Annotated in this window: 17 protein-coding genes; 4 read left to right on the forward strand and 13 right to left on the reverse strand. The window is 71.8% G+C overall.

What is annotated here, in order from left to right; all coding sequences use genetic code 11:
• Positions 1-74: 74 nt before the first annotated feature.
• From ACFWRO_RS15200 to ACFWRO_RS15225, 6 genes are all read right to left on the reverse strand, one after another.
• A complete protein-coding gene (locus ACFWRO_RS15200) occupies positions 75-1112 on the reverse strand; it encodes a BMP family protein (protein ID WP_384509751.1) in 1038 nt (345 codons plus the stop codon).
• Positions 1113-1405: 293 nt separating this feature from the next.
• Entirely contained in the window at positions 1406-2626 is a 1221-nt protein-coding gene (locus ACFWRO_RS15205) for an amidohydrolase (RefSeq protein WP_384509753.1), read from the reverse strand.
• A gap of 116 nt (positions 2627-2742) precedes the next feature.
• Positions 2743-4071, reverse strand: coding sequence for a hypothetical protein (locus ACFWRO_RS15210; RefSeq protein ID WP_384509755.1), 1329 nt, complete (start codon positions 4069-4071; stop codon positions 2743-2745).
• Complete coding sequence (locus ACFWRO_RS15215; RefSeq protein WP_384509757.1) at positions 4068-4961, reverse strand: N-acetylneuraminate synthase family protein; 894 nt, start codon at positions 4959-4961, stop codon at positions 4068-4070. Before ACFWRO_RS15215 ends, ACFWRO_RS15210 begins: the two co-directional genes overlap by 4 nt.
• A 14-nt stretch (positions 4962-4975) precedes the next feature.
• Complete coding sequence (locus ACFWRO_RS15220) at positions 4976-6157, reverse strand: cytidylyltransferase domain-containing protein (protein ID WP_384509759.1); 1182 nt, start codon at positions 6155-6157, stop codon at positions 4976-4978.
• Positions 6157-7464, reverse strand: coding sequence for a DUF6716 putative glycosyltransferase (locus ACFWRO_RS15225; RefSeq protein WP_384509762.1), 1308 nt, complete (start codon positions 7462-7464; stop codon positions 6157-6159). Before ACFWRO_RS15225 ends, ACFWRO_RS15220 begins: the two co-directional genes overlap by 1 nt.
• Before the next feature lie 148 nt (positions 7465-7612).
• Here ACFWRO_RS15225 and ACFWRO_RS15230 point away from each other — a divergent pair, with 148 nt between their 5' ends.
• Both ACFWRO_RS15230 and ACFWRO_RS15235 read left to right on the forward strand, forming a co-directional pair.
• A complete protein-coding gene (locus tag ACFWRO_RS15230) occupies positions 7613-8611 on the forward strand; it encodes a glycosyltransferase family 2 protein (protein WP_384509764.1) in 999 nt (332 codons plus the stop codon).
• On the forward strand, positions 8608-9939 hold the full coding sequence (locus tag ACFWRO_RS15235) for an alpha-2,8-polysialyltransferase family protein (protein WP_384509766.1): 1332 nt from the start codon (positions 8608-8610) through the stop codon (positions 9937-9939). The genes ACFWRO_RS15230 and ACFWRO_RS15235 overlap by 4 nt, the downstream gene beginning before the upstream one ends.
• A 234-nt stretch (positions 9940-10173) precedes the next feature.
• Here ACFWRO_RS15235 and leuE read toward each other — a convergent pair whose 3' ends face one another.
• Both leuE and ACFWRO_RS15245 read right to left on the reverse strand, forming a co-directional pair.
• Positions 10174-10830 carry a leucine efflux protein LeuE gene (gene leuE / locus ACFWRO_RS15240; RefSeq protein WP_384509769.1) on the reverse strand — a complete coding sequence of 219 codons (657 nt, stop codon included), beginning with the start codon at positions 10828-10830 and terminating at the stop codon, positions 10174-10176.
• Between the two features lie 138 nt (positions 10831-10968).
• Positions 10969-12549, reverse strand: coding sequence for a methylmalonyl-CoA mutase (locus ACFWRO_RS15245; protein ID WP_384509772.1), 1581 nt, complete (start codon positions 12547-12549; stop codon positions 10969-10971).
• A 158-nt stretch (positions 12550-12707) separates the two neighbouring features.
• On the opposite strand from ACFWRO_RS15245, the gene ACFWRO_RS15250 reads away from it, so the two are divergent.
• Positions 12708-13577, forward strand: coding sequence for a L,D-transpeptidase family protein (locus tag ACFWRO_RS15250; RefSeq protein WP_384509775.1), 870 nt, complete (start codon positions 12708-12710; stop codon positions 13575-13577).
• 156 nt (positions 13578-13733) lie between these two features.
• On the opposite strand, the gene ACFWRO_RS15255 is transcribed toward ACFWRO_RS15250, so the two are convergent.
• Together ACFWRO_RS15255 and ACFWRO_RS15260 are read right to left on the reverse strand one after the other, a co-directional pair.
• The gene (locus ACFWRO_RS15255) at positions 13734-14819 is read right to left on the reverse strand and encodes a hypothetical protein (protein WP_384509778.1); all 1086 of its coding nucleotides are present in this window, start codon (positions 14817-14819) and stop codon (positions 13734-13736) included.
• Positions 14819-15484: an RNA polymerase sigma factor gene (locus tag ACFWRO_RS15260; RefSeq protein WP_384510116.1), complete on the reverse strand. Its 666-nt coding sequence runs from the start codon at positions 15482-15484 to the stop codon at positions 14819-14821. Before ACFWRO_RS15260 ends, ACFWRO_RS15255 begins: the two co-directional genes overlap by 1 nt.
• A 416-nt stretch (positions 15485-15900) precedes the next feature.
• Here ACFWRO_RS15260 and ACFWRO_RS15265 point away from each other — a divergent pair, with 416 nt between their 5' ends.
• Complete coding sequence (locus ACFWRO_RS15265) at positions 15901-16635, forward strand: Clp protease N-terminal domain-containing protein (RefSeq protein ID WP_384509780.1); 735 nt, start codon at positions 15901-15903, stop codon at positions 16633-16635.
• Between the two features lie 50 nt (positions 16636-16685).
• On the opposite strand, the gene ACFWRO_RS15270 is transcribed toward ACFWRO_RS15265, so the two are convergent.
• The 3 genes from ACFWRO_RS15270 to ACFWRO_RS15280 form a co-directional block, all read right to left on the reverse strand.
• The gene (locus ACFWRO_RS15270) at positions 16686-17234 is read right to left on the reverse strand and encodes a hypothetical protein (RefSeq protein ID WP_384509783.1); all 549 of its coding nucleotides are present in this window, start codon (positions 17232-17234) and stop codon (positions 16686-16688) included.
• Between the two features lie 62 nt (positions 17235-17296).
• Positions 17297-17944, reverse strand: coding sequence for a DUF4328 domain-containing protein (locus ACFWRO_RS15275; protein WP_384509786.1), 648 nt, complete (start codon positions 17942-17944; stop codon positions 17297-17299).
• A gap of 132 nt (positions 17945-18076) precedes the next feature.
• Positions 18077-19699 (reverse strand): glycoside hydrolase family 20 protein, encoded by a 1623-nt coding sequence (locus ACFWRO_RS15280; protein ID WP_384509789.1) that lies wholly within the window; start codon positions 19697-19699, stop codon positions 18077-18079.
• Positions 19700-19986: the final 287 nt, after the last annotated feature.

The raw sequence follows: 19986 nt of genomic DNA on the forward strand, positions 1-19986 counted from the left end.
GCCCACGGGGGTACGTGTGAAGGGGGCCCGGAGTGTCGGCCGAAGCCGCTCTCCGGGCCCCCCTCCGACGGATGTCAGAGGGTCGTGGCGACCTTGATCTGGCCGTCGACGATCTTCTTCTTCGCCTCGTCGATCTGGGCCTGGATGTCCGTGAGGTGGCCACCCGTGGTGGTCAGCGAGACACCGTCCTCGGCCAGCGAGTAGACGTGCGTGCCGGTGATCGGCTTGCCGTCCTGGACCGACTTGATGAGCTCGAAGACACCGGTGTCGACGTTCTTGACGACCGAGGTCAGGATCGAGCCGGCGTACTTCGACAGGGCCGGGTCCTTGGCCTGGTCCGAGTCGACGCCGATCGCCCAGGTGCCCGGCTTCGCGGCGACGGCCTCGATGGCGCCGGCGCCCGAGCCGCCCGCGGCGGCGTAGATGACGTCGATGCCCTTGTCGAGCATGCCCTTGGCGGCGGCCTTGCCCTTGTCGGGAGCGCCGAAGCCGGACATGTCCGTGCCGGTGGACAGGTACTGGATCTGGACCGAGGCGTCCGGCTTGGTGTCCTTGACGCCCTGCTGGAAGCCGGCGGCGAACTTCTTGATCAGCGGAATGTCGACGCCGCCGATGAAGCCGATCTTGCCGTCCTTGGACTTGAGCGCCGCCGCGACACCGGCGAGGTACGAGCCCTGCTCCTCGGTGAAGACGATCGAGTCGACGTTCTTCGCCTCGGAGACCGAGTCGACCAGGCCGAAGGTGGTCTTCGGGTACTTGGCCGCGACCTTGTCGATCGCGTCCTTGTAGGCGAAGCCGACACCGATGACCGGGTTGAAGCCGCCCTCGGCCAGGGAGGCCAGGCGCTGCTCGCGGTCGGCCGGGGTCTCACCGGTCTTGGCGGTGAGCTCCTTGGTCTCGACGCCGAGGTCGGCCTTGGCCTTGTCGAGCCCGCGCGCGGCGGAGTCGTTGAAGGAGTTGTCGCCACGGCCGCCGACGTCGTAGGCCATGCCGACCTTGATGGTGCCCGAGTCGGAGTTCGACTCGGTGGACGACTCACCGCAAGCGGTGGCGGTGAGAGCGAGGGCCGCAGTCGCGATGGACGCGGAAACGATCTTGGATACCCGGCGCAAGAGGAGGGTCCCTTCGAGACTGACCGAAAGCGCCTCTTCCGGCGCTGGTTTCGCGTGGATCGTAACGCGCGTAGATGTCAGTTAAAGACCCGTTCATGAGTCGTTATCGGATCGTCGCGAACCGGCCAGGAAGACCGTTAAGAAGGGCCACCTGGGGCGACCGACCCAGCACCGCCGGTTATACACGCCCTTGACGGGATTCGGACCCGGCCCGCGCACCGACGCGCGGGCCGTTGGGCCGAATGGATGAACGGCGTTTCGGCCGTCCGGGTCCGGCCCGGCAGGCCCGGACGTCAGCGCTTCGGAGCCGCGTCGATCAGGGCGGCGGCGGTGAAGAGCTCGACGCCGACCTCGATCGCCTCCTCGTCCACGTCGAAGTCGCCCGCGTGCAGATCCCGGCGTGTCGTGTCACCGGGGGTGCGGACGCCGAGGCGGGCCATGGCGCCCGGGACGTGCTCCAGGTACCAGGAGAAGTCCTCGCCGCCGAGGCTCTGCTCGGTGTCCTCGATCGCGTACAGGCCGCGCCGGGCGGTCATCGCGTTTCCGAGCAGCTCGGTGATGACCGGGTCGTTGACGACCGGGGGGACTCCGCGCACGTAGTTGATGGTCGACTTGGCGCGGTGCAGGGTGGCGATCTCGTCGATCGCCGCGTGCACCAGGTCCGGGGCCTCGCGCCAGCCGGGCAGGTCGAGGCAGCGGACGGTGCCGGACAGCTCGGCGTGCTGCGGGATGACGTTGCAGGCATGGCCGGCCGCGATCCGGCCCCAGGTGACCGCGAGTCCGGAGCGGGCGTCGACGCGGCGGGCGAGCAGCGCCGGCACGTCGATGGCGATCCGGGCGGCGGCGGTGACAAGGTCGGTGGTGAGGTGCGGGCGGGCCGTGTGGCCGCCGGGACCGTCGAGGGTGACTTCGAGACGGTCGCAGGCGGAGGTGATGGGGCCGGGGCGCAGCCCGATGCGGCCCGCGTCCACCTTCGGGTCGCAGTGCACGGCGATGATCCGGCCGACCCCGTCCAGGACCCCGGACTCGATGGCGTCGGCGGCGCCGCCGGGCAGCACTTCCTCGGCGGGCTGGAAGATCAGCCGTACGGCGTTGGGGAGCAGCCCCTGCCGGTCGAGCTCGGCGAGGACCAGACCGGCGCCCAGGACGGTGGTGGTGTGGACGTCGTGTCCACATGCGTGGGCCCGGTTGGGCACGGTGGAGCGGTACGCGACGGTCTTGACGTCCGGGATGGGCAGCGCGTCGATGTCGGCGCGGATCGCCAGCATGGGACGGGCCCGGTCCCAGGTGCCGATGTCACAGACGAGTCCCGTGCCCGTCGCGAGGACCTTCGGCGCCAGTCCGGCGGCCTCCAGGCGCGCCTTCAGCGCCGCGGTCGTACGGAACTCCTGGTTGCCGAGCTCGGGGTGCATGTGCAAGTCGCGACGGAAGGCGATCAGTTCGCCGCGCAGCGAGGGGGACAGCGTTCCGGGCAGAGCGACGGAGCCGGGCTCACGGGACTTCAACTGGTTCACCTTTTGAAGGGTAGGCCCCTTCGGAGACCAACTGCCCGTTGATCACGAAAAGTTCAGCCCGATAGGGTAAAAAATCTCGGTTCGGCAGGCTTGACCGCCATCCCTTCTGGGTAAGCTCACCCGAATTCGAGCCGTTGTGCGGGCTGGGCGGGCTGGGCGGCCTGTGTGGACTGGGCGGCCTGGCTCGACTGGGCGGTCAGCCGGTCCACCTCGTGCGCCGCCGTGCCCGTGACCCCGGCGAGGAAGCCCTGGGCCCGCGGGGAAGCGGTCTCCCGGAGCCACTCGGGCGCGATCTCGCAGACGGCGACCTTGACCCCGGTGCCGACCAGCGCGAGCGGCAGGGTGTGCACGACGGTCGAGGGGAAGCTGACGACGGTACGGCCGATCGGGCCGCGCCGGGCGATCAGCTCCAGCGGCAGGTCGGGCCGGACGATCTCCAGACCGGTCTCCACCGCGATCCGGTGCAGCTTCTCGGTGGACTCCCTGCGGTGCGCGAAGTAGCGGGTCGCGCCGTGGACGCGGGCCAGCTCGGCGACGGCGAGGGCGTACTGGTCGGCGTCGACCACGCCCGTCTCGACCAGCGAGGTACCGACCAGGTCGGCGCCCTTGGTGATGCGGGGCGGGCCGAAGCGGGACCGGGTCCAGGCGAAGGTGTTCCGGGTGACCGTGGTCCCGGGCGGCGCCTCGACCGGGAGCGAGGTGAAGATCTCGACCGTACGGCGCCCGTTGGGGGCGAGCTTGCGGCGCGCGGCCGCGGTGACCGGGGCGAGCACGAGTTCGCGCGGCCCCCGGCTGCCGCCGCGCCGGTGCCAGCGCACGAGGCGCTCGCCCCGGGCCAGTTGGGCGGCGTACTCCATGGTCGCGGTGCCGTCGTCGACGACGGTGAGGTGCTTGGGCGCGAAGAGCGTCAGGAGCAGCTGGACGTAACGGGAGAACGGGTCCCCGACGATGATCCGCTCCGCGGACCGCAGCAGGGGCGCGAGCTCCCGCAGGGTCCGCGTGAGCGAGCCGCGCCCGCCGCGGGCCTCCTGCCAGCGGACGGTGAACCCGTCGTCGCGGGCCAGCTGCGCCATCCGGCGCAGCTGGCCGCGCGACATCGGGTCGGTCGGCGAGAGCACGACGAGCGTGAACTCGGACGCGACTTCGTGGCCCTGGGGGCCGAAAGGGCCCTGCGGGCCCTGGGAGCTGGCGGGAGTGGAGCCCAGCGCGGTGGAGCCCGTGGGCACCTGGCCGTCGGCCGGGAGACCGGCCTGGTCGCCGACGCGGGCGGTGCGCGCGTCGGCGGCGGGGGCCGTCGGGCCCCCGGGCTGCTCGGCCGCGTGTATCGCGGCCCCTCGGCCGTCGGGGGCGGTCGTGCCCCCGACGGTGAGGGTCTGGGCGTGCGCCCACTCCAGGACGTTCAGGAGCTGGACAGGGCTCTCGACGAACGCCAGCCGGCCGGTCATGCGGCGACAGACCCCTGGACCCGGCGGAGCTTCTTCATCGGGCCGAGCTCCGACTCGTAGACCTTCTTGACGCCGTCACCGAGCGCGGTCTCGATCGTGCGGATGTCGCGGACCAGGCGCTGCAGGCCCTGCGGCTCGACGGACGCGGCCTGGTCGGAGCCCCACATGGCGCGGTCGAGGGTGATGTGACGCTCGACGAACGTGGCGCCGAGGGCGACGGCGGCCAGCGTGGTCTGCAGGCCCGTCTCGTGGCCGGAGTAGCCGATCGGGACGTTCGGGTACTCCTCCTTCAGCGTGTTGATCACGCGGAGGTTGAGCTCCTCGGCCTTCGCCGGGTACGTGGACGTCGCGTGGCAGAGCAGGATGTTGTCCGAGCCGAGGACCTCGACCGCGTGACGGATCTGCTTCGGCGTCGACATGCCGGTGGAGAGGATGACCGTGCGGCCGGTGTCGCGCAGGGCGCGCAGCAGCTCGTCGTCCGTGAGGGAGGCGGAGGCGACCTTGTGGGCCGGGACGTCGAACTTCTCCAGGAAGGCGACGGCCTCGGTGTCCCACGGGGAGGCGAACCAGTCGATGCCGCGCTTCTGGCAGTGCTCGTCGATGGCGCGGTACTCGTCCTCACCGAACTCCACGCGGTGGCGGTAGTCGATGTAGGTCATCCGGCCCCAGGGGGTGTCGCGCTCGATGTCCCACTGGTCGCGCGGGGTGCAGATCTCCGGCGTGCGCTTCTGGAACTTCACGGCGTCACAGCCGGCCTCGGCGGCCACGTCGATGAGCGCGAGCGCGTTCTCCAGGTCACCGTTGTGGTTGATGCCGATCTCACCGGTCACGTAGACGGGGTGGCCGGGGCCCGCGGTCTTGCTGCCGAAGGTGCGGAGGCGAGAGGTCATGGTTCTGGTGTTCCTTAGCGGTTGGGGGAGAGGAGCTCGGGCCCGAGGAGCCACGCCGCGATCTCGCGGACGGCGCCTGAGCCACCGGGGGTGAGGGTCACCGCACGGGCGGCAGCCCGTACGGAGTCGTGCGCGCTCGCCACCGCGACGGGCCAGCCGACGAGGTGGAAGCACGGGAGGTCGTTGACGTCGTTGCCGGCGTAGAGGACGCGCTGCGGGTCGATGCCCTGTTCCTCGCACCACTGCTTGAGGGCGAGGTCCTTGCGGTCGATGCCGTGCAGGACGGGGATCTGGAGCTTGCGGGCGCGGGCGGCGACCACCGCGTTCTGCTCGGTCGAGAGGATCAGGACCGGCACGCCGGCCCGGCGCAGGGCCGCGATGCCGAGGCCGTCGCCGCGGTGCGCGGAGACGAACTCGTGGCCCTCGGAGTCGAGGTGGACGCGGTCGTCGGTCTGCGTGCCGTCGAAGTCGAGGACCACGGCGTCGATGTCCTCGAAGCCGGGGACGACCGGGGTGTCGAGCAGCGGTGCGAGGGCGCGGGCGCGGGCCAGGTCGTGCGGGTCGTCGATCTCCAGGACCCGCAGGGGGTCGGTGACGACGATCTCCGTACGGCCGAAGAAGCGGTGGTTGTGGGTACGGAAGCCCTCGGCGGCCATCGCGTAGACGGCGCCGGTCTCCAGGTACTCGGGCTCGCGGTCCTGCCGGCGGGGGCGGAAGGCCTTGTCGTGGTTGACGCCTGTGCCGCCCTCGCGGGTCTCCCGCCACAGGAAGCCGTGGCTCGGGGCGGCCGTGAAGGCCGTGTCGGCGCCGCCCTCGGTGATCCGCTCGACGGTGCCGTTGACCTCCTCCGCCGTGATGAAGGGGCTCGTGCACTGGACGAGGAGGACCACGTCCACGCGGCGGCCGCTGGTCGCCTCGAAGGCGTCCATGGCGTGCAGGACGGCCGACTCGCTGGTCGCGGTGTCGCCCGCGATGGCCGCCGGGCGGTGGACCGCTTCGGCGCCGGCCGCGCGGGCCGCGGAGGCGATCGCCGCGTCGTCCGTGGAGACGACGACGTCGGTGACCAGGCGGGCGTCCAGGCAGGCCCGGACGGCGCGGGAGACCAGTGGGACGCCCGCGACCGGGGCGAGGTTCTTGGCGGGGACGCCCTTGGAACCGCCCCGCGCCGGGATGACGGCAAGCACGGTCGTGGTCATCAGAGTTCTCCAAGACGGCGGATGACGGGTGCCACGCGCTGGACGCCGTGGCGGTACGCGCCCCGCGCCGCCTCCCGGACGATCCGGCGCAGCCCGCTGTCGCGGGTCGGGGTCGCGGTCACGTCCAGGCGGTGGCGGGCGAGGATCCCGGGCAGGTAGCCGGGGGCCGTCTCCGCTGTGTAGTAGGGGTCGATCGGGGGGAGCGCGGGTCCGGCGAGCAGCTCGGCGACCCGCTCGCGGGCCGCGTCGAAGGCCTTCTCGTACGAACCGTCGGCGGCCACGCCCTGGCGGGAGAGCCACTCCTCGTCCGGCTTCGGGCGGATGTCCGCGTCGAGCCGGTCGAAGGAGGTCAGCAGCCCCGAGCCGATGAAGTGGTGGTTGCCGAGGACCTCGCGGACGCCCATGTCGCTGAGGATCGCCGTGGGGATCCGCCGGTGCAGCGCTTCGAGCGCGGCCGTGGAGGAGACCGTGACCATCAGGTCGGTGCGGTCCAGGACCTCGCCCATGTGCCCGTACACCAGGCGGAAGTTGGGCGGGACGTCCAGGTCGCGCACCAGCTTCTGGTACGGCAGTTCCTCCAGGTGGGTGGTGTGCTCGCCCGGCTTGGAGCGGAGCTTGAGCAGCACCTCACGGCCCGGGTGCTTTCGTGCGTGGTCGACGAGCCTGCGGAGCAGGTACGCGCGGTCGGCGCGGGTGACCGGCACGGACGGCTGGGCGGCGAAGACGAGGGTGTCCCGGCCGGCCTCGGGGGCGTAGGGCGCGCCGCCGAGGAACGGCAGCGCGGCCTCCACCACCGAGGAGGCGTCGGCGCCCACTCCTTCGTACACGGCGCGGAAACGCTCCGCGTCGTGGCGGGAGTTGGCGAGGACGACGTCGGCGCCGTGGCGCAGCAGGAGGCCGTCGGCGAGCTTCTCGTAGACGACTCCGACATAGCCGGTGACGATCACCGGGCGGCGTTCCAGGCCGAGGTCGGCGATCCCCTGGAGGACCGCGCGGACCGTGCCGCCGACGAGGGCGAGGACGACGAGGTCGTACGCTCCGTCCCGTACCTCACGAAGGAACTCCGCGCCCGTCACCTCGCGCGGGGGTGTGTCGGACACCCCGGTCTCGGCGAGCTGGCGTGCGGTGGGAGTGGCCCGACCTCGCAGGACGAATCCGGTGGGCTCGGAAGCCGCTATACGGCGCGCGGTGAGCGCGCCCCATTTCCACCGGGTGTCCGAGTCGGCGAGTACGGCAATGCGTACTCGTTCATGTGTACTTGCTGGCACGTCGAGGACGCTAGATAGGCAATTCGTTCGGTGGCCCAACTGAGCCACAACAAACGGTGAACAGAGCCTTCCCGCACGTTGAAAACGGACAGGATCGGGGGCGGTTAAGGCGCCCGCCTCTTCGTGTTCACCGAACATCCCTCTGTCGTCCAGAACGAAGGCCGGACCGGCGCCTAGCGTCGGCCGGGTGGTCAAGCTCTCCGTCGTCGTGCCGTTCTACAACGTGCAGACATACGCCCCCGACACCCTGACAAGCCTGCGCGCGAATGCCCGCGAGGACTTCGAATTCCTGCTCGTCGACGACTGCTCGACGGACGGAACGCCGGAGATCCTCGAGCGGGCCGCGCGCGAGATCCCGGGGGCCGTCCTGCTCCGACACGAGGAGAACCAGGGTCTCGCCACGGCGCGCAACACCGGTCTCGACGCCGCCAGGGGCGAGTACCTCGCCTTCCTCGACGGCGACGACTGGCTGGCCCCCGGCCACCTGACCCGCCTGGTGACGGCCATGGACGGGCTCGGCTGCGACTTCGTCCGCACCGACCACGTGGTGAACACGGGCCGCGTCCGGTCGGTGAAGCGCGCTCCGATCGGGCTGCGGAACGAGGTGCTGCGCCCCCGGGACGCGATCCTGCCGGCCCACCGGACGACCTCCGTCGACTACCCGTACGCCTGGGCGGGGATGTACCACCGGCGGCTGCTCGACCGCGGGCTGCTGCACTTCACCCCCGGTCTGCGGACGGCGGAGGACCGGCCGTGGATCTGGAAGCTGCACCGGGAGGCGGAGTCCTTCGCGGCGGTGAGCACGCTCGGGATCTTCTACCGTCGGGGCGTCTCCACTTCTCTCACGCAGATCGGCGATATCCGACAACTCGATTTCATCCGGGCTTTCGATCAGGTGATCGAAGAAACGGCGAACGACGTGGACGCGGAGCGGCTTCTCCCGAAAGCCGTCCGTACGTATTGCGCCCTCATTTCGCACCACGTCTCCTCCATTGAACGATTCGAACCGGCGGTGGCGAAGAAATTGCGCTCGATGAGTGCGGCGGCGCTGAAGCGCATGCCCCAGGACGTGCTCGGCGAGGCGCTGTCCTCGATGGACGAGGAGCGGGCGGGCGGGCTGCGCAAGCTGCGCCGGCGCCGCGCGGGCTCCCTCGCCCGGACCACGGGCTCGGGGGTCGCCGCGTGAGGACCACTCAGATCTTCTACGCCTCCACGCTGTACGGCGCGGCGACGCTGGCCGCCGCCCTGGACAGCGGCTGCTTCGGCCCGGCCGACCGGCGGCTGCTGCTCGTCGGCAACAACGCGGCGGTACCGGAGACCACGCCCGCCCTCGACGAGATGCCCGGCTTCGAGAAGCTGCGCGGGCGCTTCGACACCGTACTGTCCTGGAACGAGGCCATCGAGCCGCTGCACCCGGCGGGCTGGTCGCCGCGGAACGACGACGTACCGCTGCTCGAACGCCATCTGCGGAAGATCTGGGACCTCGGCGACGACCGGATCGAGATCGCCCTGGAGTCCGTGCAGGTGGCGCCCGCGCTGACGATCGCGCGGCTGTTCCCCGAGGCGGTCCTCGACGTGTACGCCGACGGCCTGATGAGCTACGGCCCCACCCGTAACAAGATCGACCCGCTGGTCGGCGAGCGGGTCCGGCGGCTGCTCCACCTCGACCTGGTGCCGGGGCTCGCGCCGCTGCTGCTCGGCGAGTTCGGGCCCGAGGCGGAGGTGGTGCCGGCGGAGGCGTTCACCAAGGTGGTGGCGGAGCTCGCGGGTTCGGCCGCTCCCTCGGATTCCGGTGAGGACGGCCCGGCGCTGCTGCTCGGCCAGTACCTGGCGGCGCTCTCGCTGCTCAGCCCGGCCGAGGAGGAGGAGCTGCACGTACGGATGGTCCGGGGCGCGATCGCGCGCGGGCACCGGCGGCTCGTCTTCAAGCCGCACCCCACGGCGCCGGACGCCTGGACCCGGCGGCTCGCCCAGGAGGCGGAGGCGCTCGGCGCCGAACTGACCGTCCTGGACCGGCCGGTGCTCGCCGAGGTGGTGTACCGGGAGCAGCGCCCCGCCCTGGTGGTGGGCTGCTTCTCGACGGCGCTGATGACGGCGCACGCCTTCTACGGGATCCCGGTGGCCCGGGTCGGCACCCGGATGCTCCTGGAACGGCTGACCCCGTACCAGAACAGCAACCGCGTCCCGGCGACCCTCGTCGACGCGCTCGTCCCGGACCTGGAGGCGGACGTCGCGCAGGCTGCGCAGGCCCCGGACGCGGACTGGGACGCGGAGGCCCTGGCGGGCCTGGTCGCGGCGGTCGGCTTCGCGATGCAGCCCAAGATCCGCCCGGACCTGCGCGACGCGGCGGTCCGCCACCTCTCGGGCCCCTTCGCCGAGCGGACCCGGCACTACTTCAAGCTCCGCCGCCTCACGGTCCTCGGCCTCCCCGGCGGCATCCCGGTCCCCCGCCACCCGAAGGTCCGCAGGCTGGCCCGGCGGGCCCTGAAGCTGAAGCGGGTGCTGGCGAGGTAGGAGGGCTCCCTTCCCCACCCAGCCCCTTCCCGTAACCGGGGCTCCGCCCCGGACCCCGCGCCTCAAGCGCCGGCGGGGCTGGATTTTGCCCTGGCGGGCGAAAATCAGCCCGTCCGGCGCTTGAGGACACGGCCGCAGGCCGTACGGGGCCTGAGGGCTTGCCCCCAGTTCGGGAAGGGGCGGGGTGGGGAAGGAGCCCCGCGCAGCGGAGGCAGCCTCACAACAGTGTCGGGATCAAGCGGTGCTGCTGAGCGAGAGCTTCGCGGCGAAGCCGAGGAAGAGGGCGCCCGCGGCGGTGGTCGCGCCGGCCGAGAGGCGCCTGCGGCGCCGGAACGCGGTGGCGAGCCTGGTGCCGCCGAATATGAGCATCGTGAGGTAGAGGAAGCTGCTGATCTGGAGCAGCGTGCCGAGGACGAGGAACGACAGCGCCGGGTAGGCGTACCCGGGGTCAACGAACTGCACGAAGAACGAGATCAGGAAGAGGATCGCCTTCGGGTTGAAGAGGCTGATGATCAGCGCCCTGCGGTACGGGTTCTCCCCCGCGTCGGCCGCGACCCCCGCGCCCTCCTCGTCGGCGGCGTCGTGCCGGGAGCGCCACATCGACCAGGCCGACCGGATCATCCCGTACGCCATCCACGCCAGATAGCCCGCGCCCGCGTACTTCACGATCATGAAGAGCAGGGGCGTGGTCTGGAGCAGCGAGGCCGCGCCGAGCGCGGCCAGCGTCATCAGCACCGCGTCGCCGGTGAAGACGCCCGCGGCGGCCTTGTACCCGGTCCGCGTGCCCTTGCGGGCGGCGACGGACAGCACGTACAGCGAGTTCGGCCCCGGCAGCAGGATGATGAGGACGAGGCCCACGAGATAGGTCGGAAGATCGGTGACACCCAGCATGTAGGCGAGTCTCGCACGGGGGTACGACAACTCGCTTCCCCGTTTCGTATCGCGGAAGATCGTTCGGAATGCGCAGCTCAGGAGGGCGCCGTTCAGACGGGCGCCGGTCAGAAGGGCGCAGTTCAGAAGAGGCGCCGTTCAGAACGTGTCGCTCGGGACGTACGTCCCCCAGACCTCCCGCAGCGCGTCACAGACCTCGCCGACCGTCGCCCGCGCCCTGAGCGCGTCCTTCATCGGGTACAGGACGTTCTCCGTGCCCCGCGCCGCCCGCTGGAGCCCGGCGAGGGCGGCGGCCACCGCCGCCCCGTCGCGCTCGGCGCGCAGCCGCGCCAACCGCTCCGCCTGCTGGGCCTCGATCGCCGGGTCGACGCGCAGCGGCTCGTACGGCTCCTCGACGTCGATCGTGTACCGGTTGACGCCGACGACGACCCGCTCGCCGCTGTCGGTCTGCTGCGCGATCCGGTAGGCGGAGCGCTCGATCTCGCCCTTCTGGAAGCCCCGTTCGATCGCCTCGACCGCGCCGCCAAGATCCTCGACCTTCCGCATCAGATCGAGCGTGGCGGCCTCGACCTCGTCCGTCAGGCTCTCCACCACGTACGAGCCGGCGAACGGGTCGACGGTGGCGGTCACGTCCGTCTCGTACGCGAGGACCTGCTGCGTCCGCAGCGCGAGGCGCGCGGACTTGTCCGTCGGCAGGGCGATGGCCTCGTCGAAGGAGTTGGTGTGCAGCGACTGCGTACCGCCGAGGACGGCGGCGAGGCCCTGGACGGCCACCCGGACGAGGTTGACCTCGGGCTGCTGCGCGGTGAGCTGCACCCCGGCGGTCTGGGTGTGGAAGCGGAGCATCAGCGACTTGGGGTTCTCCGCGCCGAACTCCTCCCGCATCACCCGCGCCCAGATCCGGCGGGCCGCCCGGAACTTGGCGACCTCCTCCAGGATCGTCGTCCGGGCCACGAAGAAGAACGAGAGCCGGGGCGCGAAGTCGTCCACGTCCATCCCGGCGGCGACGGCGGTACGGACGTACTCGATGCCGTCGGCGAGGGTGAACGCGATCTCCTGCGCGGGCGAGGCACCGGCCTCCGCCATGTGGTAGCCGGAGATCGAGATCGTGTTCCACTTCGGGATCTCCGCGCCGCAGTACTTGAAGATGTCCGCGATCAGCCGCAGCGAGGGCTTGGGCGGGAAGATGTACGTGCCGCGCGCGATGTACTCCTTGAGCACGTCGTTCTGGATCGTGCCCGTCAGCCGCTCGGCGGGGACGCCCTGTTCCTCACCGACGAGCTGGTAGAGGAGCAGGAGGAGGGCGGCGGGCGCGTTGATGGTCATCGACGTGGAGACCTCGCCCAGCGGGATCCCGTCGAACAGCACCCGCATGTCGTCGATCGAGTCGATGGCGACCCCGACCTTGCCGACCTCGCCGTGCGCGATCGGGGCGTCCGAGTCGTGCCCCATCTGGGTCGGCAGGTCGAAGGCGACGGAGAGGCCCGTCGTGCCGTTCGCGATCAGCTGCCGGTAGCGGGCGTTGGACTCGACGGCGGTGCCGAAACCCGCGTACTGCCGCATCGTCCAGGGCCGGCCGGTGTACATGGTCGGGTACACCCCGCGCGTGAACGGGTACGTGCCCGGCTCGCCCAGTCTCTCGGCGGGATCCCACCCGGCCAGGGCCTGCGGTCCGTAGACCGGCTCGATGGGCAGTCCCGACTCCGACTCGCGCACCATGCGTCGCGCCTCTCGTTGAGATCTCGCTTGTGTCACAGCATGGTCCGGGCTGCCGCCCGGTGCGCAACCAAGGGCGCGCGGGAAGCATCCAAGAGGTACACAAGCTGATTCCCGGGGGGCTACAGATGCGCCGTTCTTCCTTCATACGCAGAGCAGTCGTGGGCAGGGCACTCATGGCCACGGTGGCCGTCGCGATCGCCACGGGCTGTACGGCCCAGGCGGCCGGAGGCTCGGGGGGTTCGAGCGCCTCGCCGTCGACCGGCGGGAAGCCGTCGACCTCCGCTTCCGCCCCTGCCACGGAGGAGCCGTCGACGTCCCCCAGTGGTACGCCCACCACGGACGACAAGCCGTCCTCCGCCACGCCCAGCGCCTCCGCCACCACCCCGCAGCCGGTCGGCAAGGTCCTGATGAAGGACGGGGACGAGACGGAGAAGGTGCGCGAGCTGCAGGCGCGGCTGCGCCAGATCGGCTACTTCGACCGGGCGCCCACCGGCTTCTACGGCTCGATCACGGGCAAGGCCGTCATGGCCTTCCAGAAGAAGCGGGAGCTGCCGGAGACCGGCTCGGTGGACGAGGTCACCTGGCAGAAGCTGACGGCGATGACCCGTAAGCCGACGTCCGCCGAGCTGAAGCCGGCCACCAGCAACACCCTGGACACGCCGGACCCGCGCTGCATGACCGGCCGGGTGCTGTGCATCAGCAAGGAGACCCGCACGCTGGCGTGGATGATCGACGGCGAGGTCGTCTCGTCGATGGACGTCCGCTTCGGTTCGGAGAACACCCCGACCCGCGAGGGCATCTTCCAGGTCGACCGCAAGGTCCGTAACGACTGGTCGAAGCTGTACCACACGCCGATGCCGCTCTCGATGTACTTCAGCCGCGGCCAGGCCGTGCACTACTCGGCGGACTTCGCGGCCCGCGGCTACAACGGTGCCTCGCACGGCTGCGTCAACGTACGGGACCGGACGAAGCTCACCGCGCTCTTCGACCAGGTGAAGGTCGGCGACAAGGTCGTCGTGCACTGGTAGTCACCGGGCACGGGAGGTAAGGGGCGCGGGTGGGACCGGGGGAACGTGTCCCACCCGCGCCGGTGCGCGGAGCCGAAGGTACGGGGGGAACCCCGGCTCACGCGCGGCCGATGACCAGTCGGCTCACTCTGTACTGCGCCGACAGGCCGAAAAGTGTCACACCGTGTTCATCGAAGGGACTCCGAGCAGGTCCGCGAGACGGGTGGGGGCGGGGTCGGAGGCCCGGTTCTGGGCCAGAACCCGCCCGGGAGTCGCGGAGGGAGCGGAGGCGCGGTCCTTGGTACGGCTGTCGCCCCACCCGCCCCTGCCGTCACCGCTCTCGCCCTTGCCCGAGCCGTCGTCGCCGTCCGAGCGGTTGGGGTCGGCCAGGACCCGGTCGCAGAAGCGGCGCAGGGTCTCGCCGGTGCGGGCCGACTGCGCGAGCCGGCGCTTGGCGGTCTCGTCGATGCGGCCCGCGCGGAAGTCCTGGCAGGCCTTGGTGAGCTTGGCGCCGGTGGTCTCGCCGTCCTTGCCCGCCGGAGTGCTCTTCTCCGGTTCCGGGGTGCCGTCGCCCGTGCCGCCGGCCCCGCCCTTGCCGCCCGAACCGTCGGGCGCACCCGTGCCGTCGCCGGAGCCGGTCGTGCCCGAGGGCGTGGGGGTGAGCGGCGCCGAGGGGGACGCGCCGGGCGGGCTCTGGTCGCCGGTGCCGGGCACGGAGGGCGTGACCGTGTCGACGCGCGGCCCCGGCGACTCCGAGGAGTCCGGGGAGTGCGAGGAGACCGGTCCCGGGGTGTCCGCCGCCGAAACGGAGCCGGCCGGAGCCGGGCCGTCCGTGGTGAACGGCAGCATGCCGGAGCCCGAGGCGACGGCGACCCCGCCGACCGCCACGGCGGCGACGGCGGCCGCGAGTCCGTACCGCAGCGAGCGGCCCCAGCGCCGGGCGGCCCGCGCCTGGGTGATCCGTACCGCGTCGAGTTCGGCGACGGCCTGTGGGGCGGGCGGGGCGTGCGAGGCATGGGGGCCGGAACGCAGGGTCAGGCCCCGCTCGGCGGCGGCCGCGCGGAAGGCGGCGAGGGCGTCCGCCTCACCGGGGAGTTCGACGTCTACCGCGTGGGCCAGGGGCGCCGGGCGGACCTCCGCGAGGGCGCCGGCCAGCCGGTCCGCCTCGGTACGGGTGTGATCGTCGACGGCGTCGACCGGTTCGCCGCGCAGCAGGTTCTCCGCGGCTTCCTGGTCGAGCCACTGGTACCGCTCGTCGGCCATCACATGTCCTTCTGCGTCCGCGCGCGCGATTGCGTCACACCACCGGGGGCCTGGACCCCCGGCCTGCGACCGCGCTGCGGCGGTACTCCCCCGAGGGAAGCCGCGCCGCCGTCGCCCTCGTCGCCGAGGAGTTCGGCGAGCCGCTTCAGGCCGCGGTGGGCCGCGGTCCGTACCGCGCCGGGGCGCTTCCCGAGGGTGTCGGCGGCGCTCTTGGCGTCCAGGCCGACCACGACCCGGAGGACCACGGCCTCGGCCTGGTCCTGCGGAAGTTGGGCTATCAGGTGCATGGTGTCGCCGGTGGCGAGTGCTTCCAGTGCCTCGTCCGCGGTGTCGGACTCGGCGGGTTTGTCGGTGAGTTCGGTCTCGTCGCCACCGGTCGCGGGGCGTCGGCCGCGCATCCGGATGTGGTCGAGCGCCCGGTTGCGGGCGATCCTGGCGGCCCAGCCGCGGAACCGGTCGGCGTCGCCGCTGAAGCGGTCGAGGTCGCGGGCTATCTGGAGCCAGGACTCGGAGGCGACGTCCTCGGCGTCGGCGTCACCGACGAGCGAACGCAGATAGCCCAGCAGCCGGGGATGCACGGCGCGGTACACAGTACGGAAGGCGTCCTCGTTCCCGTCCTGCGCAGCGAGCACCGCGGCTGTCAGCTCCGCGTCCTCCCCCAGCACTCCCCACCCTTGTTCGTCATCACGGCTGGTCACCACCGCCGTACCGGTCGGCACCCAGCAGACGCTACGTGCTTCTCGGCCACAGCGTCCACGTACGTCCGCTCTTTGTGCAACTTGCAACCAACTTGGGACATGGGCAGGGGGTCGGCCGCGGTGTGACAGAAAACGCTTGTATGGCGCTGAAGGGAGTACGGGGCCGTGCTGCGGCTCCGCGGACGACGACCGGGGCCTCTCCTGTGGGGGGTGGCGGCCCCGGTCGTCCTCCTTTTCCGCGGGACTTCGCCCGCCTTCCGCCCGAATTCCGCCCAGTTCAGGGCCACTCCTCTCGCCGCGATCGCCCTTCCGTGCCCTCGCACACCCCGCCGACTGTCAACCGACGGTTGACACCTCGAGACTGTCAACCTAGGGTTGCACTCATGACGAACCCAGTCGGTATGACCATCCCCGTCCGGCTCGACGACCTCATCGAAGCGATCAAGAAGACCAACACCGACGCGCTCGACCAGCTGTCGAACGCGGTGATCGCGGCAGACCACCTCGGCGACGTGGCCGACCACCTGATCGGACACTTCGTCGACCAGGCCCGGCGCTCCGGCGCCTCCTGGACCGACATCGGCAAGAGCATGGGCGTCACCCGCCAGGCGGCCCAGAAGCGCTTCGTCCCCAAGGACCCCGACACGGAGAAGATGGACCCGAACGCCGGGTTCAGCCGCTTCACCCCCCGGGCCAGGAACGTCGTCGTGGCCTCCCAGAACGAGGCGACGGCCGCCCGGAACGCCGAGATCGCCCCCGGGCACGTGGCCCTCGGCCTGCTCGCCGAGCCCGAGGGGCTCGCGGTGCTCTGGCTGGCCTCGCAGGGCGTGACGCCCGAGGGGCTGCGCGAGGCGATCACTCCGACGCTGCCGCCCGCGGCCGACGAAGTGCCCGCGCTCGTCCCGTACGACGCGGCGGCGAAGAAGGTGCTCGAACTGACCTTCCGCGAGGCGCTCCGGCTCGGCCACAACTACGTCGGCACCGAGCACGTCCTGCTCGCGCTGCTCGAGTTCGAGGACGGCGAGGGGGTCCTGACGGGCCTCGGCCTCGACAAGGCGCGGGCGGAGGCGGACATCGCGGCGACCATCGAGCAGCTCGCGGTGAAGCCGGCGGAGTAGCGGGTAGGCGGAGGAGGCCGGGCGACCGGCCTCCTCCGTACGCGTACGTCTCAGGCCGTACGGGCCCGGCGGGAGACGACCGCGCGGAGCACCCGGCCGCCCTCCGTGGAGAGTTCGCGGGCCCGGCGCAGACCGGTCGGCCCGTGGGCGACGGACTCCAGGACCGACTGCTGCCTGCGCAGCTCGCCCGCGAGGAGCGGCCCCGCCCCGGTCGGGTCACCGGCGCGGCACCGCTCGATCAGCTCGTCCGTGACCTCGGCGGCCTCGTACCGGCCGTGCAGGGCGAGCGCGCTGACGGAACATCCGGCGGCCCAGACCCGCAGCGCGCCCTCGGCCCACTCGGCGGGCGCCGTTCCCAGCATCTCGCGTACGAGCCCGGCCGCCGGGCCCGCCGTACCGGTACCGTCCAGCTCGATCCGGGCCTTGGCGACCGCCTCGCCCCACGCCTCGCCGTCCCCCCGGGCCACCGCGGCCCAGACAGGTCGAAGCACGTCCTCGCCCTCGGGGGCGAGCAGCGGCAGACAGCGGTCCAGACAAGCGAGCCCGGCAGCCGCCAGACTCCGCTCGTCGGCCCGGTCGATCAGTTCCAGCAGGCTCATCGAGGCCTCCCGTCGCGGTCGCGGCACTGCCTCTTACTGCGCCACCTGGCGTGATTACGTCACTACGCGGCCGAAATCATGCCAGTGGCCTTGCTGTGCTGCATAGAGGTCAGGCGGCGGACGAAGAGGATCGCGAGGACGGCGGCGACGATGTCCAGGACGGCCGCCCCCATGAGGAAGCCGGACCCCGCCGCGAACTCCTCGACCGTGTCCGCGTCGTCGTACACCCAGGTCGCGAAGGTGCTCATGGCATCCGTCAGGATCCAGAACGTCCACCACCAGTTGAGCACGGCGAACGACTCCCCTTCGCCCTTGGCGTCGCCGTACGGGTCCCGGCGGCTGGCCCGCCAGGTGCCCGCCGCGACACTCCGCGGCCACCAGAGGTTGGCGATCGGGACGAACCAGGCGCCGATGGCCCAGCCGGGCCCGCCCCTGTGCACATCGGGCGCGAAGACCCCGGCGTTCTTGCGGACCCGGAAGAACCAGACGAGGAAGACGACGGTGAGCGCCAGCTGGATCAGCACCTGGAGCACCGCCACGACGTCGACGCCCATGTGCCCGAACCCCGCGGGATCCGGGTGGTCCTCCGGGCTGCCGGTCATCAGGAGCCGCACGTCGAGGGCCGAGACGAAGAGCGCGGCGTCGGCCACGGAGAGCGCCGCGAGCAGCGCCACCACGGCGTAGGACAGGCCGACGGGATTGCGGAGCATGGTCGAGCGAACCCCCCACGGGTGATCGGCGCCCCTCCCCGAGGCGCCGGCGCGGCCGCGCGGCCGTCGCGAACGGGACCGTACGCCAACGGAACCGCCCCGTCCATGGGGAAACCGCTGGTCAGCCGCCCGTCAGTCGCGCACCTTCACCGCGAGCGCCCGGAACTGGTCCCAACTCGCCGTCGGCGTCCGGGCGTCCCACAGCTTCTGCGCCGTCGCCGTCAGCGGCATCCGGATCCCGTCGGCGACCTGCGCCGGCGTCTGCGCCTGGGACAGGTCGCACCAGACCGCGAACCGGCCGCCCAGGATCTGGGGCCCGTACCGCGCCGGAACGGGCGTCGTGCCGCGCAGGACCAGCGGGGTCCACTGCTCGTAGATCCGGCGGCCCGTGGGGTACGTGAACTGGTTCGGCTCGCCGAGGACGTAGTAGAGGAACTCGTCGTTCAGGTTGACGACCTTCCGGCCCTCCTGGAGGTACTCGATCGGCGGCCGGGCCCCGATCTCCTTGCCGGTCCAGTACTCGACCTCGATGCGCTTGTCGGCGGTGACGACACCGCCCCGGAAGAACCCGTCGTTCCAGGCCTTCGCCACCTTGCCCGTACCGCGCACCACCGCCGCGCGGTCGTTCAGCCAGCCCTCCGCGAGGTCCTGGACACCGGCCTGCGGGCCGTACTTCTCGCGCGCCGCCGTGGCCAGCTGCGGGTAGGAGGCAGCAGGGTTGCGGACGGTCAGCGCCTGGTACTCGTCGGCGCCGACGTGGAACCAGCCGCCGGGGAAGAGGCCCGCGTACTCGCGCAGCAGCTCGTCGATGAGCTTCGCCGAGGCGGGCTTGGATATGTCGATGGCGCCCTGGCGCGGCACGCCCTGGACGTTGAGCAGCCGCAGGTCCGGGTAGGCGCGCAGGACCGCGCCGAGGTGTCCGGGCGAGTCGATCTCGGGCACGACCGTGATGTGCAGGGTCTGCGCGAGGGCGAGGATGCGGCGCACCTCGGCCTTGGTGAGGTGCTGGGCCGAGACGATCTCGGGGTGCGTGTCCGACTCGATGCGGAAGCCCTGGTCGTCGGAGAAGTGCAGGCCGAACTGGTTGAGCTTGAGGTCGGCCATCTCGCGCAGCCGGGCCTCGATCCATTCCGCCGTGAAGAACTTGCGGGCGATGTCGAGGTTGAGCCCGCGCTGCGGCTTGGCGGGCGCGTCGGTGACCGTGCCCTCGGGCATGGCGCCGGAGCCGTTCACCGACTGCTTGAGCGTGCGGGTCCCGTAGAAGACGCCCGCCTGGTCGGGGCCGGTGATCCGGACCCGGTCGTCGCGGGTGGTGAGCGTGTACGACTCGGGGGCGCCCGCGCCGCCGAGGGCCAGCTCGACGTCGCCCGCGCGGGCCGCCACGGCGCCCCGGTACGCGATCTTGAGCTCCCCCGCGAGCAGCCTGCCCTCGTCGGCGAGGCCCTCGCTGCCCGCCGCGACGACGACCCCGGCCTCGGGCGTGGGGCGCCAGCCCGGCCCGCGCGCCGCCTCGTGGGCGCGGACGGCGGGGACGGTGAGCGGGGCGGACGAGAGGGGGTACGTCCGGGTGGGCGTGGGGCTCGGCGGGGGCGTGCTCGCCGCCGCGCTGGTCACGGGGGACGGCGTACCGACGCCGGAGGTCGGTCCTGCCGGACCCTCGGACGTGCCGCTGGAGCAGGCCGTCACGGTGGCCAGTGCCACCACGGCCGCGAGGAGTGTGGGGCCCGCGTGGGCCCTTCGTATGGCGTAGCGCATCACTCGGAATCCTCCCTCAGGGGGCGGGGTGGGGCCATTCGAGGCACGTTCGAGGACCGTATGGATCCGGGGATGGATCCGGGGATGGGTCCGGAGCCGGGTCCGGAGCTGGGTCCGGAGCTGGGTCCGGAGCTGGGTCCGGAGCTGGGTCCGAAACGGGTGCGAAACGGGTCCCGAACGGGTCGGGAATGGATCCCGAACAGGTCCCGAATGGATCCGGAACGGGTCCGGAATGGGCCCGAAACCGGTGCCCGAACGTCACGCACACGTTCCGAAACTCTCCCTTC

Origin of the sequence: Streptomyces sp. NPDC058579 (assembly GCF_042718575.1) — a bacterium.
In the GTDB taxonomy this organism is placed as follows: domain Bacteria; phylum Actinomycetota; class Actinomycetes; order Streptomycetales; family Streptomycetaceae; genus Streptomyces.